Origin of the sequence: Roseateles noduli (assembly GCF_050626985.1) — a bacterium.
Classification (GTDB): domain Bacteria; phylum Pseudomonadota; class Gammaproteobacteria; order Burkholderiales; family Burkholderiaceae_C; genus Roseateles; species Roseateles noduli_A.
Genome location: NZ_CP192463.1, coordinates 5,486,630 through 5,502,083, shown reverse-complemented (window position 1 = coordinate 5,502,083; position 15,454 = coordinate 5,486,630). Strand labels below are relative to the sequence as shown.

Here is a 15,454-nt window from a genome sequence, read left to right as displayed (position 1 = left end):
GCTCACAACGGCTTCAGATCCTCCCCCACCACCCGCACCAGCAGGCCTTTGCCTTCGGGGGTCACGCGGAACTCGCCGTACTTCGCCGGTTGCCAGCGCTCGGCCTCGCCTTCCTTGAAGAACCAGGCGTCGGACACGAAGGTCCATCGACCGTCCTTGGGCGTGAGCTCCAGCAGTTGCGCTCCGGCTGGAGAGGCCTCGCCTGGTTCGAGCACCCGCGCGGACTGCACGATGCCGCGAGCATCGACCGTCGCCGCGATATTCAGACGACGCCCCCACAGCGGATCCTTCTCCCGCGATAGCCGGGTCAATGTGACATTCCCCAACGTGCGGCTCCAGCTCACCCCGGGCAGGTCGTAGCTCAACTGCATGTAGTCTCCCTGCATCAGCGAACGCGGATCGACCGGCGCCAGCTTCACGAAGACCGGGCGGCCATTGGCGATGAGCTGCTCCCGACTGGCGATCAGGACGTTCACCAGCACGAGCGACAGCACGCCCGCGCCGAGCAGCACCGCTGCCGCGCCACGCAGCGCGAGCGCCGGTCGCGCCTCGCCATCGGACGAAGGCGCCGGATGCCACGCCAGCCAGCGGACCCACGCGGCGAGCGCCGCGCCGGCCGCCACCAGCGCCAGCGACTTGTGCGCGAGCGGCAGTTGCCACTCGTAGTACAGCGCACCGATCGCCCACACCGCGGCCGCGCCGGCGAGCGCGGCCAGGCGCCAGCGTCGCGTCGACGCCATCAACGCCAGCACCAGCAGGATCCCGCCGAGCGCCGGCATCAACGCGGAGAGCGCCGCCAGCACCAGCACCGGCGGAGCCAAGCGCGCCGCGCCCGCGGGACGCCACCGACGCCACAGCCAGGCGGCCGCGACGAGCGTCAGCAATGCCGAGGCGGTCCTCGACATCCAGATCAAGGTCACATCCGATGACGCCAGTCCCGGAGTCGCCCCCCTGAAGACGCCGCCGAGCGCGCCGCCCGCCGCGAACGACCAGCCCGCCGCCATGGCGAAGGCGGTCAGCACGGCCACCCACCAGCCGGTCAGCACCGGCTCGAGCATCGCCGCCTGACGGGCGGAAGGCGCTCGTCGCCCCGCCCCGTGCTGCGCCGCCATCAGCGCCAGGCCCACGAGCAGCAGCAAGGTCGCCAACGCCCACCCGATACCGCCATGGCGTTCGTACCAGGTGAGCGAGAACACCTCCTTGAAGGCCAGATGGCCGAGATGCGCCACCGGCACGGCCATCGCCGCGCCGAGCAGTACGCGCATCCACGAGGCGTTCAGCAGCAGGACCAACCCGGTACCGACGACCAGCGCGACGATGTCGACACCCGCCGGCGGCAAGTCCTTCGCCAGCGCGACGAACAGCAGCACGAGTCCGGTGATCAGCAACGGCACGGCCGCCTGTTCCAGGAACAACGCGATGCCGCGCGATCGCAGCATCAACACCGACAGGGCGATCAACGAGACGCCGAAGAAGTAGCCGACGCCTCCTCGCTCGATGGCCGAGCCGAAGAGCGCGAAGAACGTGGCCAGGAACGGCACCGCAGCCAGCCAGGCCCCGAGCGCCGTCAGCAGCACGACGGGCCAGGGCCGCGGCACCTCGGGTGGGTCCGCGGGCGCGAGCCCCTCCGCACGGGCTTGTTCGATCCAGTCGCTGCCGCTCATGCCCGCGCCTCCGCGACGCGCAGGCGTCGCATGATCAGGCTGACACTGGCGGCCAGCAGCGCGCACGCCACCAGTGCGATCAGGAAGTAGCCGCCGACGTCCCACTTCCCATCGGCGATCCAGCGCGCGAATCCCGCCACCAGCAAGGTATCGACCGCCAGCGCCAGCGCGCTCATCGCGTAGACCTCGCCGCGCCGCCAGGCCAGCACGAGCCCCACACCCATCACGCCGAGGCCCAGCAAGTACTGCGGCGCCACGTCCCTCGCGAACAGCCCGCCCAGCGCCGTTCCCGAGATCGCGATCACCGACGCCAGCACCGCCAGGCGCCATGCCCAGGGCTGCGCGAGCGCATCCGGTCGCAGCGCGAGCCCGGCGCACAGCACGCCGTACGCGACGAAGCCGATGGCGTGCACCGGCACCGTGGACGCGTCGAAGCGCCACGCGTGTCCGCCGAAGGTTTCCATCCACAAGCCGATGCCGGTCGCGACCACGAGCGCCCATGGCGTCCACGTCAGGTCCGAGCGCGACGCCCACGCGATCGGCAACCCGAGCGCAGCCCACAGCGCGAAGAGCTGCCAGGGATCGGCGCCGGTCTGGTAGGTCTGTCCGAAGAACGCCAGCAGGCCGCCCAGCGTCAGGAAGGCCACCATCGCCAGCGGCGCGCGCCACGGTCGCAGCGTCGCCGCCGCGATCAGGCAAACGGCGAGCACCGCCTGCAGCAGCCCGAAGCGCATGACGCGCCCGAAGTCGTCCCAGTTTGCCGCGACCCACAGGATCAACCCGAACCCGATCAACCCTGCCGCCAGCGCGCCCGCGCCGCGCCGCAGCGGCGTCCACGGATCGCCCGGCGGATCATCGACGCCGCTGAGCACCCGCAAGCGCCGTGCGCTGCTCGCATCCAGGCCCTGGCGGGCCGTCCATTGGTACAACTGCTCGTGCAGACTCACGGGTTCCTCCCTCAGGATGCGACCGCCCGCAGGGGTCGCCGGTGATGTTCTTCGAGGGAGCCGATTCTTCCTCATCCTTCGCTTCTTCCTCTTTCGGCACTGGGAGTTCCACATGGGACAGATGATCGACTTCGAACGCCCCGACGGCGGCACCACCGCCGGCTACCTCGCCAGCGCCGGCGACGGCGCGCCGGGCATGATCCTCATCCAGGAATGGTGGGGGCTCAAACCCCACATCAAGGACATCGCCGAGCGCCTGGCCTCCGCCGGCATCACGACGCTGGCGCCCGACCTCTACCGCGGCCGCATCGCCGCCGACGCGGACGAGGCCAGCCACATGATGGACGGCCTGGACTTCGTCGACGCCACCACGCAGGACCTGCAGGGCGCGCTGACGCACCTGCGCGAGCACCTCGGCTGCGGCCAGGTCGGCGTCATGGGCTACTGCATGGGCGGCGCGCTGACCATCCTCGCCGGCGTGAACCTCAAGGACCTGCAGGCGGCGGTCTGCTACTACGGCATTCCGCCGGCCGAGTTCGCCGACCCGGCCAAGATCGAACCGCCCTTCCTCGGCCACTTCGCCACGCGCGACGACTGGTGCACGCCCGAGAAGGTCGACGCCCTGGAGGCCCGGATGACGTCGGCCGGCAAGCAGCCGGTCATCCACCGCTACGTCGCGGACCACGCGTTCTCCAACAAGACCCGCCCCGAGGTCTACGACGAGGCCGCCGCCGAGCTGGCCTGGTCGCGCACCCTGGACTTCCTCAAGCAACACCTCGCCTGATCGACTGAGCCCATGACCCTCCATCGCCGCCGCCTGATCCCCACCGCCGCCGCTGTCTGGGCGCTGATCGCTGCTTCCGCCATCGCACAGACCACGCCGGCCTCGGGTCCGGCGTCGGCAACGGCGCGCGCCGCCTCGGAGACCGCGGCGCCGCCGCTGGATCCGCGCGTGGCGCCGCTGCTCGCGGACATCTCCGCCGAGCGCATCGAGCAGACCATCCGCAAGCTGGCCGCCTTCGGCACGCGCCACACGGCGTCGGACACGAAGAGCGACACGCGCGGCATCGGCGCCGCGCGGCGCTGGATCGAGCGCCAGCTGAAGGACTGCAGCGCCAAGACGGGCGGCCGGCTGCAGGTCACGATGGACGCGTTCATCGAGCCGGCGGGCAACCGGCTCTCGGCGCCGACGGAGCTGGTGAACGTCGTGGCCACGCTGCCCGGCGCGTCGGCGGGCACGCCGCGCGAGCGCATCCTCGTGGTGAGCGGGCATTACGACTCGCGCAACAGCGACGTGATGGACGCGCAGGGCGAGGCGCCCGGCGCCAACGACGATGCCTCCGGCACGGCGGCCGTCATGGAGATGGCCTGCGCGGCGGCCAAGCAGCGCTTCGACGCGACGCTCGTGTTCATGGCCGTTCCGGGCGAGGAGCAGGGCCTGCTCGGCGCCCGGCATTGGGCCCGTCGTGCGCGTGCGCAAGGGCTGAACGTCGAAGGCATGATCACCAACGACATCGTCGGCAGCTCGCGCGGCGACAAAGGCGAGCACGATCCCAAGCGGCTGCGCCTGTTCGCCGACGGCTTCGATCCGCTGCTGCGCCTGCTGGTCAACGCGAACGCCAACAGCCCGGCCAACGAGGACGAGGTCAAGACCAACGCGGCGATCCGCGCGCAGCTGCAACCGCTGGCGGTGGCGGGCGGCGGCGAGGAACTGCCGACGCAGCAGTTCGGCCGCCACCTGAAGGCTGAAGGCGAGCGCTACCTGCCGGGCTTCCGCATCGACCTGATCCAGCGCCGCGACCGCTACCTGCGCGGCGGCGATCACCTGCCCTTCCTGGAACGCGGCTACGCGGCGGTGCGATTCTCCGAGCCCTTCGAGGACTTCCGTCACCAGCACCAGAACCTGCGCACGGAGAACGGCGTCGTCTACGGCGACCTGCCGGAGTTCGTCGACTTCGGCTACGTGGCCGACGTGGCGCGGGTCAACCTCGCGGGACTGGCGACGCTGGCCTGGGCGCCGTCGCCGGTGAAGGGCGCGCGCATCGATGCACGCGAGCTGACCAACGACACGACCTTGCTGTGGACCGCGAGCGCGGATCCGGAACTGGCGGGCTACCGCGTCGTCTGGCGCCGCAGCGAATCGCAGACGTGGGAAGGGGCGAAGGATGTCGGCAAGGTCACGACGGTCACGCTGCCGCTGTCCAAGGACAACCTGATCTTCGGCGTGCAGGCGGTGTCGACGTCAGGCCATGCGAGCCTGGCGAGTTATCCGTTGCCGCTGGGGCGCTGACAAGGGCCCGAACGCCTCGGTGTCCTGGTCGGCGGGAGCCGGGGTGCCCCCGGGCGATTTAGCGGAGCCTGCGAGCGTATGAGCCCGGGGGTACCCCGGCTCCCGCCGACCTGCTCGGTCCAACGCAGGACCTATCGCAGCACGCCCTTCCCCAGCCACTGCCCCCAGATCTTCATCGTCACGCGCTGATCCGAGAGTCCGGGGTATTCGGCCATGGTCTTGCGCAGCGCCGTCTCGTCGGTGCCGCGCGAGAACACGACCTCGCCGATGGGCCCGTCCTCCAGCGAGTACCAGGCGCCGATGACGCCCTGGTCGAGCGCCCGCTGCAGGAAGATCGGGACCGCGTCCTTGTCCTGCTCCTGCGCGCGGCTGAACAGCACGATGCGGTGCTCCTCGATGCCGTTGGGATCGATGCCGGTGTGGTTCAGCGCCCGGTGCACTGTGGCGGGCTGGGCGTTGACGACCATGTAGCCCTCGCGGACGTACTGGTCGGGTTCGAAGTAGCTCAGCAGGATCTGCCGGTTGGGCGCCTTGACCACGACGATGCCGCGCTTCTGCTTCAAGGGGTCGCGCATCGGTCCGGCCGCGAAGAGCTTCTCGTCGGCGAAGAGCCGCTTGAAGTTCTCCAGGTGCCCGGCCTGCATCGCAGCAACGGCCGCCTTGTCGTCGGGGACCGGCTTGCCGGTCTCCAGGAAGATGAAAAAGTACTGCTCGGCTGCGATCATTGGCGGACGGGTCTGTGCGTGGGCCGGCAGCGCCGCAAATGCGGATAACGCGGGGAGAGCCGCCGCCGTGGCGATCAGGGAACGTCGTTGCATCGGAGTCTCCTTCTGTCGTTGACCGGGGCCAGCGTCGGACTCCGGCGTCGACAGATGACTCTACTCCCGGCCGCCGCCCGTGCCGAGCACCTGCAGCGAGCGCAGCATCAGCCGCCCGCTGGTGACGTTGGTGGCGCAGGCGACGTTGTGGACGTCGCAGGCGCGGACCAGCGCGTTGATGTCCGGTTCATGCGGCTGCGGCGTCATCGGGTCGCGCAGGAACACGACCGCGTCGACCAGCCCGACCGCCAGCCGCGCGCCGATCTGCAGGTCGCCGCCGTGCGGCCCGGACAGCATCCGCTCGACCGTCAGGCCGACCTCGGCCGTCAGGCGCGAGCCGGTCGTGCCGGTCGCCACCAGATCGCAGCCGCCGAGGAAGCCGGCGAACTCGGTGGCGAGCATCACCATCTCGTCCTTCTTGCCGTCGTGGGCGATCAGGGCGATGCGCAGGCGCGCGGGCGCGGCGGTCGTCGTCGCGGAATCAGGAGCGGTGGAGGCAGTCATGGCCGCGATCGTAGGCCCGGAGGAACGGCGCGCGAGTTACCGGCGCGGTTCTTTCTGCGTGTCCAGCGGCACGTTGCCGACGCCCCGGTTCATCGCGTTGAGCAGGTCGCCGTTGTCCTGGCTCAGTTCCCAGGCGAAGACGCCCGCCAGGCCCTGGTCGCGCACGAAGCGCCCCTTGGCAAGCACGGCACGCGGATCGTCGTAGCCCATCCAGAGCTTCTGCGTCGGATTGAACAGCGACCACGACTGCGTCACCGGGTCCCAGACGGACTGGTAACCCGCGCGGCCCTTGCCCTTCGCATCGAGGATGCGGCCGGCGATCTCGCGATAGCCCTGCGCGCCCTCGCCGCCCGGGTACGCGCCGGTCTTAGCGGCGCCAGCCTTGGTCTCGCTCACGCCGGTGAAGCCGCGGCCGTACATCGCGACGCCGGCCACCAGCTTCGAGCGCGGCACGCCGGCCTTCTCCAGGTTGGCCACCGCGCGCTCCAGACTGTCGTCCGCCTGCGGCGACGACGAGCGCAGCGTCGTGTGATGCCCCGCCACCGGCGACCACATGCCGTAGAAGTCGTAAGTCATCATGAAGACGAGATCGAGCGGCTTGGACGCGTCCTTGAAGTTGATCTTGCCGACGATCGAGTCCATCGGATTCACGGCCGTGGTCAGCAGGTAGGGACGGCCCGTCTCCGCAGTCAGCGCATCCAGCGCCTTGCGCAGGTCGGTCATCAGTTCCGCGTAGGACTGGCCGTCCTGCGGACTGCCGAGCTGCACGCCGTTGGCCGCGCCGTTGTTGCCGGGATGCTCCCAGTCGATGTCGATGCCGTCGAAGGCCGGGTGGTCACGCAGGAACTGCTGCGCCGAGGCCGCGAACACCGCGCGCTTCGCCGGATCGCCGACGAGGTGGAAGATCGGATCCGACCCGCCCCAGCCCCCCACCGACGCGACGATCTTCAGATGCGGCGCGCGCTGCTTGTAGCGCTGGAACGCGGTGTTGAAACGCGTGTCGATCGGGCCGGTGCCGATCTCGAAATCCTTCTTGCCGACGCACTTGGCGGCGTCCTTCTCCAACTGGCCGGGACCGCACAGGCGCAGGAAGGCGTAGAGCACGTGGGTCAGGTTTTGCGGCGGCACGCGCTCGATCAGCTCGACCGGCTCCCAGTTGGGCACGTAGATGCCGACGATCTTCCCGCCGGTGCGCTCGAACTCGACCGGCTTGGCGCCGAAGAGCGCGTATCCCGGGGCCTGCGCAGGGGCCTCCGACTTCGCCGCGGCCTTGGCGCCGGGCTTGACCTCGGCCGCCGGTGTTGCGGCCATCGCGGCCGAGGCGGCGATCGCACCCAGTGCGGCGATCGCGGCGGTCAACGGGGTCGGAATGCAGGACAGGACTCGAGCAGACATGCGGGGCCTCCAATGGACGCCGCAGCTTAGCGGATCGAGCCAAAAATTAACACCAGTCAAATACCAATTTGACCGATCCACCGAGTTCGGAGAAACCTTTATGGAGCCACTTCAACTCGAAGCTGCAGTTCGCGGAGCTTCTGCACCTCCGCGTCCCGCGTGCTGTACGTGTTGCGGCTGGCACTCGACGTCACGCTGCCGGTGCGCGCGATCGTGACCCAGATGCCGAGCGGGGCCTGGACGGTGCTGAGGACGTCGGTACTCGGCCGCTGCTGGCCATCGGGCAGCGAGGTGCCGTAAGCGCCCCCCTGCGGCATCTGCGCCTGGTCGGAGGCCCGGACCTCGACATCCACCGGGCTGCGACCGCCCGGCCACTTCGGTCGGACGACGATGCCCCGCACCCGCTCGGCCATGCCCTGGCGCGGCACGACGACCACGCGGTCCCGCTCGCCCTGCTGGCGGTCGAGCGCGACATCGACCCATTGGATCGGCGTCGATTCGGTCATCGTGAACGAGGCCTGCGAGCCGTTGAGCACCAGCAGGCGCGGGAACAGCTGCTGGCGTTGCTCGCGGTTCTCGGTGGAGAGCGTCACGCCGCCGCGCGCCGACACGCTGCCGCCGGTGCTGACCACCGTGCCGCCGTCGCGGATGCCGGCGACCGTCGAGCCGCTGAGCTCGGACTCGACCCAGCGCAGCTCGACCTGCAGGTTCTGCTTCGGGCCCTGCGCGTGGACCGGCGTCATCACGGAAGCACCGACGCCGAGCGCGGCGGCGGCAAGAACGGCGAGGCGGCGATGCAGATTCATCACGCCAGCATACGCCGCGAGGACGTGCATCACGACCTCAGTCACGCGGCCCATCCCGATGCCGCTCAGGACCTCACTGGTTCAGCGCTCTGCAACGGTCGATGTCGCAGGCGGTGGGCAGCATCGAGCGGTACTCGACGACGCTGCCCCAGCTCTTCGGATCGCGCAGCGCGCAGCGCTCGCCCTTGCCGTTGTCGTAGTAGGACATCGTGTCGACGCAGCGCTTCGAATGCGCCATCAGGCCGAAGAAGTGGCCCATCTCGTGCGAGAGCACCATCTGCAGCGTCTGGTCCGCCGGGTGCCTGGGATTGCGCTCGCGCAGCAGTGCGAAGAGGCCGGGCCCGATCGACAGGCTGCGCGCCGTCACGTTGGCCAGCGCGAACTGGCCGCGGCTGCCGACATCGCTCCAGAGGATCTGGATGGCGTCCTCCGGCGGCACCTGGCCGCGCGGCACGGCGATGACGGCGAGCTTCAACCCGCAGGCGGACCAGGCCTCGGCGGAGCGTTTCACCAGCGCCATCACCTGCGGCTCGCTGAACCACGGCGGCGCGTTGTCGTGGCGATAGGCGAAGCGCAACGAGCGCGACGCGATCGCGCGATCGCGGCCGTCGCCCCAGGTCTGCACCTCGCCGGGCAGGCATTGGGCGATCTCCTGGTCGCGCACGGAGGGAATCGTCGTGGGCGCCTTGCCCTTCTCGGGCGGGACGAATTGAGCGTTCGCGCCATGCGGCGTGAGCGCACCGAGCAACGCCAGGGCCAGGGCGGCCAATGCGCCGGCAAGCCGGCGATGCGCGCGCACACCGAGGCGCATGTCCATGCGCATGCCGGCGCCCATGCTCATGCCTTCGCGGTCCGCAGCGCGCCGCGCACATGCGGCCACAGCAGATTGATCGCGAGCCCGCTGATGACCAGCGCCGCAGCGATCAGCTTCCACGCCGGCAGGCCTTCGCCCAGCAGCAGCGCGGAGCAGCTCATGCCGAACACCGGCACCAGCAAGGCCATCGGCACGATGGTCGCGGCGGGGTGGCGCGACAGCAGCCAGCTCCACGCGCCGTAGCCGAAGAGCGTGTTGCCGATCGACTGCCAGAGCACGGCGCCCCACGCGCCGACGCTGGCGTTCTGGATCGCCTCACCCATCTGCGCGGGACCTTCGAAGATGAAGGAAAGTACGAACAACGCGGGCGCGGCGAAGGCGCTGCTCCAGACGACGTAGGCCAGCATGTTCACGGCGCCGGCGCGCTTGCCGACGATGTTGCCGCTGGACCAGCAGAGCGCGGCGAGCAGCACCATCGCCAGACCCAGCACCGTCGTCGTGCCGTCGGTGTGCGAGGCGATGACGCCGATGCCGGCCGCGGCCATGACCAGGGCGAGCCACTGGAAGCCCTGGACGCGCTCGCCGCTCATCTTCATGGCGAGCAGCAGCGTGAAGAAGACCTGCGTCTGGATGACGAGCGACGCGAGCCCCGGCGAGATCTGCGAGCGCATCGCCAGGTAGAGCAGCGCGAACTGCCCGACACCGACGAAGGCGCCGTAGGCGGCGAGGTTGCGCCAGCCGACCTTCGGGCGCGGCAGCAGCAGCATGGCGGGCAGCGCGGCGAAGGTGAACCGCAGCGCAGCGAACAGCAGCGGCGGGAACGCGTTCAGGCCCCAGCGGATCACGACGAAGTTGCTTCCCCAGATGGCGACCACGGACAGCGCGAGCAGGAAATGGCGGAGCGGTAGCGTCATGGCGGCCAGGGAACGAGGGGGGATCGTCGACTATGCCAGCGGGGCTCTCCGCCGAGCCGGTACAGGGGATTGCGAGTGCGACCGGTACAGGACCCGCGTACTGCGTCGCCCGCTGGCCCTCACCCCCCGCCCTCTCCCGCAAGCGGGCGAGGGAGCCCGACCCGTGCCAGCACATGGATGACAGGTGGGCCAGGACATGGGTGACACCGGTACAGCTGTTCAACCCTTCGGCTTCAGATGCCCCAGCGGCAACGCGCCTCCCGCTTTGACCTCGCCGAGCGAGAAGCTCGTGTGGATGTCCTTCACGTTCGGCAGGTTCAGCAACGTGTCGATCGAGAACCGGCTGAACGCATCCAGGTCGGTGGCCATCACCTCCAGCTCGAAGGTCCCGGCGCCGCTGATGTAGTGGCAGGCGATCACCTCCGGCAGTTGCCGGATCGCCTCCTCCAGTTGCTTGGTCGCCGCGCCGTTGTTGCGGTCCGCGTCCACGCGCACGAACGCCAGCACCCCCAGGCCGAGGCGGCGACGGTCGATCTCGGCGCGGTAGCCGGTGATGAAGCCCTGCTCCTCCAGCCATCGCACGCGGCGCCAGGTGGGCGCCGGCGACAGGCCGATCCGCGTCGCCAGCTCGGCGTTGGACAAGCGCGCCTCGCGCTGCAGCTCGCCCAGGATGGCCACGTGATAGCGGTCGAGTTCGCCGCTTGCCGGAGCACCGGATCCGCCCGCGTCCTCGCTCCTCTCGACGCCTCGTTCGGCGCCTCTGTCGACCCCGTCGTCGACGCCCGCGGAACCCGCCGCCGCCCTCATGGTTTTCCCTGAGGCGCCATTTTTCGATGCCATTTGAATCCCTTTCTCCATTCCGGGAAAGATTCTTGCTCAAACGACCGCTGCCGGCGCGGAACTAGCAAACACTCGCCGGGCATTGTTTCCTACACTGTTCTCTGCGTTTTCCGCGCGTCGCCATACTCGGCGCGACGGCAGCCAAGGCACACGGCCTCGCCACAAGCGGGGACCGGAGGTCAGCCACCCATCAGGAGACTCCCCCGCATGAACGCCCCCTTGCCCGAACACATCCTGCGCGCCCTCGAGAAGGTCACGCTGGATGACAAGTACGCACTCGACGAGGGCCGCGCCTTCATGAGCGGCGTCCAGGCGCTGGTCCGCCTGCCGATGCTGCAGCGCACCCGCGACGCCATCGCCGGCCTCAACACCGCCGGCTTCATCTCGGGCTACCGCGGTTCCCCGCTGGGCGGCTACGACCAGGCCCTGATGGCCGCGAAGAAGCACCTCGCCAAGCAGCACATCGTCTTCCAGCCCGGCGTCAACGAGGAACTCGGCGCCACCGCCGTCTGGGGCACGCAGCAGCTCGCGCTGTTCCCGGAGAAGGCGAAGTTCGACGGCGTCTTCGGCATGTGGTACGGCAAGGGCCCCGGCGTGGACCGCTCCATCGACGTGTTCAAGCACGCCAACATGGCCGGCACGTCCAAGCACGGCGGCGTGATCGCCATCGCCGCGGACGACCACATCGCCAAGAGCTCCACCGCCGCCCACCAGAGCGACCACGTCTTCAAGGCCGTCGGCTTCCCGGTGTTCTTCCCGAGCAGCGTCCAGGAGATCCTGGACATGGGCCTGCACGCGTTCGCGATGAGCCGCTTCTCCGGCCTGTGGTCGGGCATGAAGACGATCCAGGAGATCGTCGAATCGTCCAGCAGCGTCAGCGTCGATCCCGACCGCGTCGAGATCCTGATGCCCGAGGACTTCCAGATGCCCCCGGGCGGCCTGCACATCCGCTGGCCCGATCCGCCGCTCGATCAAGAGGCGCGGATGATGGACCACAAGTGGTACGCCGCCCTCGCCTACGTCCGCGCCAACAAGCTCAACCACAACGTCATCGCCACGCCGCATGACCGCATCGGCCTGATCGCCTCCGGCAAGGCCTGGAACGACACCCGCCAGGCGCTGCACGACCTGGGCCTGGACGACGACAGCTGCCGCCGCCTGGGCATCCGGCTGCACAAGGTCAACGTCGTGTGGCCGCTGGAAGCGACCATCACCCGCGACTTCGCCACCGGGCTGCAGGAGATCCTCGTCATCGAGGAAAAGCGCCAGATGATCGAGTACCAGCTCAAGGAAGAGCTGTACAACTGGCGTCCGGACGTCCGCCCGAACGTGCTCGGCAAGTTCGACGAGACCGACGGCGACCGCAGCGGCGGCGAGTGGAGCCACCCGAACCCGAGCAGCAACTGGCTGCTGCGCCCGCAGGCCGACCTGACGCCGGCCATCATCGCCCGCGCCATCGCCAAGCGGCTGAAGAAGCTGGGGGTCGACGCCGACACCGCCGCGCGGCTGGACGCCCGCATGGCGCTGATCGACGCCAAGGAGCAGTCGCTCAAGAGCGAAGAGAAGACCGCCGGCGGCGCCGACCGCACGCCGTGGTTCTGCTCCGGCTGCCCGCACAACACGAGCACGCGCGTGCCGGACGGCTCGCGCGCCGTGGGCGGCATCGGCTGCCACTACATGGTCACCTGGATGCCGGGCCGCAACACCGCGACCTTCACCCAGATGGGCGGCGAAGGCGTGCCCTGGGTCGGCCAGGCGCCGTTCACCGACGAGAAGCACATTTTCAGCAACCTCGGCGACGGCACCTACTTCCACAGCGGCATCCTGGCGATCCGCCAGTCCATCGCCGCCGGCGTGAACATCACCTACAAGGTGCTCTACAACGACGCCGTCGCGATGACCGGCGGCCAGCAGGTCGGCGAGCGCCCCGAGGGCCACAGCGTCACGCAGATCATGAACAGCCTGGTCAGCGAAGGCGTGGCCAAGCTGATCATCGTCACCGACGAGCCGGAGAAGTACGACGGCAAGCCGCTGGCGCCCGGCGTGACGGTGCATCACCGCGACGAGCTGGACGCGCTGCAGCGCCAGTTCCGCGAGATCCCCGGCACCACGGTCATCATCTACGACCAGACCTGCGCGACCGAGAAGCGCCGCCGCCGCAAGCGCGGCAAGCTGGTCGATCCGGCCAAGCGCACCGTCATCAACGAGCTGGTCTGCGAAGGCTGCGGCGACTGCTCGGTGCAGTCGAACTGCCTGTCGGTCGAACCGCTGGAGACCGAGTTCGGCCGCAAGCGCCAGATCAACCAGAACACCTGCAACAAGGACTTCAGCTGCGTGAAGGGCTTCTGCCCGAGCTTCGTCACCATCGAAGGCGGCGAGCTCAAGAAGCCCAAGAAGGACAAGCGCGTCAGCCCGTTCGACGCGTCGCTGCCGGTCATCCCGCAGCCGACGATCCCGAACGCGGTCGAGGCCTGGGGCATCGTCGTGGCCGGCGTCGGCGGCACCGGTGTGATCACGATCGGCCAGTTGCTCGGCATGGCCGCGCATCTGGAAGGCAAGGGCGTCATCACGCAGGACGCGGCCGGCCTCGCCCAGAAGGGCGGCGCCACCTGGAGCCACATCCAGATCGCCAACACGCCGGACGCGATCCACTGCACCAAGGTCGGCACCGCGGAGGCCGACCTGGTCATCGCCTGCGATTCCATCGTCGCCGCCAACAAGACGACGCTGGCCGTGATGCGCGAGGGCCGCAGCTTCGTCGCGCTGAACACGCACGGCTCGCCGACCGCGACGCTGGTCAACGACGCCAACTGGTCCTTCCCCGGCGCCGCCTGCGAGGCCGCCGTGCAGAAGGCGGTCGGCGCCTCGCACCTGGGCATGTTCGACGCGGAAGAGGTCGCGGTGAAGCTGCTGGGCGATTCGCTCTACACCAACCCGCTGATGCTTGGCTTCGCGTGGCAGAAGGGCCGCGTGCCGCTGAGCCTCGCCGCGCTGATGCGCGCCATCGAGCTCAACGGCGTGCAGGTCGACAACAACAAGGCCGCCTTCGAATGGGGCCGTCGCTGCGCGCATGACCTGGCCGCGGTGCAGTCGCTGTTCGCCGCGCAGCAGGTCATCAACTTCGTCAAGCGCCAGGGCGTGGACGAGTTGATCGCCAAGCGCGTCGAGTTCCTGACCGACTACCAGAACGCCGCCTACGCCGAGCAGTACCGCGCCTTCGTCGAGAAGGTCCGCCAGGCCGAGGCGCCGGTGGGCGGCACGCGCCTGACGGAGGCCGTCGCGCGTTATCTGTTCAAGCTGATGGCCTACAAGGACGAATACGAGGTCGCCCGCCTGCACACCGACACGAAGTTCCTCGACAAGATCAAGGGCCAGTTCGAAGGCGACTTCAAGGTCGTGCATCACCTGGCACCGCCGATGCTCGCCAAGAAGGACGACCACGGTCATCTGCAGAAGCGCCCCTTCGGCCCCTGGGTGCGTCCGGCGATGGGCGTGCTGGCCAGGCTGAAGGGCCTGCGCGGCACCGCCTTCGATCCGTTCGGCTACACCGAGGAACGCAAGACGGAACGCCAGCTGATCGCCGACTACCGCGCGACCATCGAGTCGATCCTGGCGAAGGGCCTCAGCACCGAGCGCCTGTCGACGGCGGTCGAGTTGGCCCGCATCCCGGAAGACATCCGCGGCTACGGCCACGTCAAGGAGCGCCATCTGAAGGCGGCGCGCCTGAAGTGGGACCAGTTGGCCAAGCAGTGGAACGACGTGGCGTGAGCTTCCACCGCCACGGTTGACGGACGGCCAGGCGCGGGCTCTCCGCGACGCATGGTGCCCACCAGGGACCCCATGCATCGCTCCGGCCCCACATCCGCTCGCTGCCTTCGGGCGCCCTGCGCTCGGACGGCGACGTCCGACCCCGCCGATCCCGCCGACCCGGCGCAGCGTTCAGTCCGGCCCGCCGGGCGCCCGGTAGAACATCGCGGTCGGCGTCTTGCCGCCCTGCCCGCTCGCCCAACGGAAGTGCGGGTAGGTCGCCTGGTTGTCGACGACGATCATCTCGTCCTGGTTGACGCATCGGACCACCAGGAAGACGTGGTCCTCGCCGTGGTGCTTCTCCTCGCGGCAGGTGCTGCCGATGTCCCCGCCGCGCTGGCTGCCGGGAGGCACCTCGATCCAGCCGCGCGCGAGCAGCGTCGCCGGCACGTCGATCGCCCAGCAGAGCTCGGGCACATCGAATCCCGCCACCCGCATCAGCACGGACAGCGTCATCGCGCATCCGTCGGCGGGATAGATGCCGCCCTCGGGATCCAGCAATCTGCGCGCGGCGAGCGCCTGCGCGGCGCTGAGCCGGTCGGGTTCGACCGCCAGCGCCAGCAGCCCGGGAATCCGGGCGCGATCCGGGACATCCTCGGCGGGACGGGGAGGAAGTTCGGTGAACGGCAGAGGATGGAACAACGGCATGGGGGCC

13 protein-coding genes are annotated in these 15,454 nt (G+C 69.5%); 3 read left to right on the top strand and 10 right to left on the bottom strand.

Annotated elements, in window-relative coordinates:
* Positions 1-2 precede the first annotated feature (2 nt).
* Positions 3-1,664 carry a GDYXXLXY domain-containing protein gene (locus ACQ4L4_RS23960; protein WP_431101347.1) on the bottom strand — a complete coding sequence of 554 codons (1,662 nt, stop codon included), beginning with the start codon at positions 1,662-1,664 and terminating at the stop codon, positions 3-5.
* A complete protein-coding gene (locus ACQ4L4_RS23955; protein WP_431101346.1) occupies positions 1,661-2,611 on the bottom strand; it encodes a DUF2157 domain-containing protein in 951 nt (316 codons plus the stop codon). The genes ACQ4L4_RS23960 and ACQ4L4_RS23955 overlap by 4 nt, the downstream gene beginning before the upstream one ends.
* A 112-nt stretch (positions 2,612-2,723) precedes the next feature.
* Between ACQ4L4_RS23955 and ACQ4L4_RS23950 the strand changes: the two genes are divergently transcribed.
* Positions 2,724-3,395 (top strand): dienelactone hydrolase family protein, encoded by a 672-nt coding sequence (locus ACQ4L4_RS23950; RefSeq protein WP_431101345.1) that lies wholly within the window; start codon positions 2,724-2,726, stop codon positions 3,393-3,395.
* A gap of 12 nt (positions 3,396-3,407) precedes the next feature.
* Entirely contained in the window at positions 3,408-4,901 is a 1,494-nt protein-coding gene (locus ACQ4L4_RS23945) for a M28 family metallopeptidase (RefSeq protein WP_431101344.1), read from the top strand.
* Positions 4,902-5,032: 131 nt separating this feature from the next.
* Here the strand turns inward: ACQ4L4_RS23945 and ACQ4L4_RS23940 are convergent, their stop codons facing one another.
* The 7 genes from ACQ4L4_RS23940 to ACQ4L4_RS23910 all read right to left on the bottom strand — a co-directional run bounded on the left by ACQ4L4_RS23940 (position 5,033) and on the right by ACQ4L4_RS23910 (position 10,959).
* A complete protein-coding gene (locus ACQ4L4_RS23940; protein ID WP_431101343.1) occupies positions 5,033-5,719 on the bottom strand; it encodes a YciI family protein in 687 nt (228 codons plus the stop codon).
* Positions 5,720-5,779: 60 nt separating this feature from the next.
* Positions 5,780-6,223: a methylglyoxal synthase gene (locus tag ACQ4L4_RS23935; protein WP_377158226.1), complete on the bottom strand. Its 444-nt coding sequence runs from the start codon at positions 6,221-6,223 to the stop codon at positions 5,780-5,782.
* Between the two features lie 36 nt (positions 6,224-6,259).
* Positions 6,260-7,618 carry a glycoside hydrolase family 18 protein gene (locus tag ACQ4L4_RS23930; protein WP_431101342.1) on the bottom strand — a complete coding sequence of 453 codons (1,359 nt, stop codon included), beginning with the start codon at positions 7,616-7,618 and terminating at the stop codon, positions 6,260-6,262.
* 98 nt (positions 7,619-7,716) lie between these two features.
* Positions 7,717-8,469, bottom strand: coding sequence for a hypothetical protein (locus ACQ4L4_RS23925; protein ID WP_431101341.1), 753 nt, complete (start codon positions 8,467-8,469; stop codon positions 7,717-7,719).
* Positions 8,470-8,497: 28 nt separating this feature from the next.
* Positions 8,498-9,265, bottom strand: coding sequence for a hypothetical protein (locus ACQ4L4_RS23920; RefSeq protein ID WP_431101340.1), 768 nt, complete (start codon positions 9,263-9,265; stop codon positions 8,498-8,500).
* Complete coding sequence (locus tag ACQ4L4_RS23915) at positions 9,262-10,152, bottom strand: EamA family transporter (RefSeq protein WP_431101339.1); 891 nt, start codon at positions 10,150-10,152, stop codon at positions 9,262-9,264. The genes ACQ4L4_RS23920 and ACQ4L4_RS23915 overlap by 4 nt, the downstream gene beginning before the upstream one ends.
* Positions 10,153-10,371: 219 nt before the next feature.
* On the bottom strand, positions 10,372-10,959 hold the full coding sequence (locus ACQ4L4_RS23910; RefSeq protein WP_431101338.1) for an Lrp/AsnC family transcriptional regulator: 588 nt from the start codon (positions 10,957-10,959) through the stop codon (positions 10,372-10,374).
* Positions 10,960-11,199: 240 nt separating this feature from the next.
* Here ACQ4L4_RS23910 and ACQ4L4_RS23905 point away from each other — a divergent pair, with 240 nt between their 5' ends.
* A complete protein-coding gene (locus ACQ4L4_RS23905) occupies positions 11,200-14,760 on the top strand; it encodes an indolepyruvate ferredoxin oxidoreductase family protein (RefSeq protein ID WP_431101337.1) in 3,561 nt (1,186 codons plus the stop codon).
* Between the two features lie 171 nt (positions 14,761-14,931).
* On the opposite strand, the gene ACQ4L4_RS23900 is transcribed toward ACQ4L4_RS23905, so the two are convergent.
* Positions 14,932-15,447, bottom strand: a complete 516-nt coding sequence (locus tag ACQ4L4_RS23900; RefSeq protein WP_431101336.1) for a hypothetical protein — start codon at positions 15,445-15,447, stop codon at positions 14,932-14,934.
* Positions 15,448-15,454 lie beyond the last annotated feature (7 nt).

Excerpts from the sequence above, each read along its gene's own strand:
- ACQ4L4_RS23910 (WP_431101338.1), bottom strand. The coding sequence starts at position 10,959 with ATGAGGGCGGCGGCGGGTTCCGCGGGCGTCGACGACGGGGTCGACAGA.
- ACQ4L4_RS23940 (WP_431101343.1), bottom strand. The coding sequence starts at position 5,719 with ATGCAACGACGTTCCCTGATCGCCACGGCGGCGGCTCTCCCCGCGTTA.
- ACQ4L4_RS23950 (WP_431101345.1), top strand. The coding sequence starts at position 2,724 with ATGGGACAGATGATCGACTTCGAACGCCCCGACGGCGGCACCACCGCC.
- ACQ4L4_RS23900 (WP_431101336.1), bottom strand. The coding sequence starts at position 15,447 with ATGCCGTTGTTCCATCCTCTGCCGTTCACCGAACTTCCTCCCCGTCCC.
- ACQ4L4_RS23930 (WP_431101342.1), bottom strand. The coding sequence starts at position 7,618 with ATGTCTGCTCGAGTCCTGTCCTGCATTCCGACCCCGTTGACCGCCGCG.
- ACQ4L4_RS23935 (WP_377158226.1), bottom strand. The coding sequence starts at position 6,223 with ATGACTGCCTCCACCGCTCCTGATTCCGCGACGACGACCGCCGCGCCC.
- ACQ4L4_RS23920 (WP_431101340.1), bottom strand. The coding sequence starts at position 9,265 with ATGAGCATGGGCGCCGGCATGCGCATGGACATGCGCCTCGGTGTGCGC.
- ACQ4L4_RS23905 (WP_431101337.1), top strand. The coding sequence starts at position 11,200 with ATGAACGCCCCCTTGCCCGAACACATCCTGCGCGCCCTCGAGAAGGTC.
- ACQ4L4_RS23915 (WP_431101339.1), bottom strand. The coding sequence starts at position 10,152 with ATGACGCTACCGCTCCGCCATTTCCTGCTCGCGCTGTCCGTGGTCGCC.
- ACQ4L4_RS23960 (WP_431101347.1), bottom strand. The coding sequence starts at position 1,664 with ATGAGCGGCAGCGACTGGATCGAACAAGCCCGTGCGGAGGGGCTCGCG.
- ACQ4L4_RS23945 (WP_431101344.1), top strand. The coding sequence starts at position 3,408 with ATGACCCTCCATCGCCGCCGCCTGATCCCCACCGCCGCCGCTGTCTGG.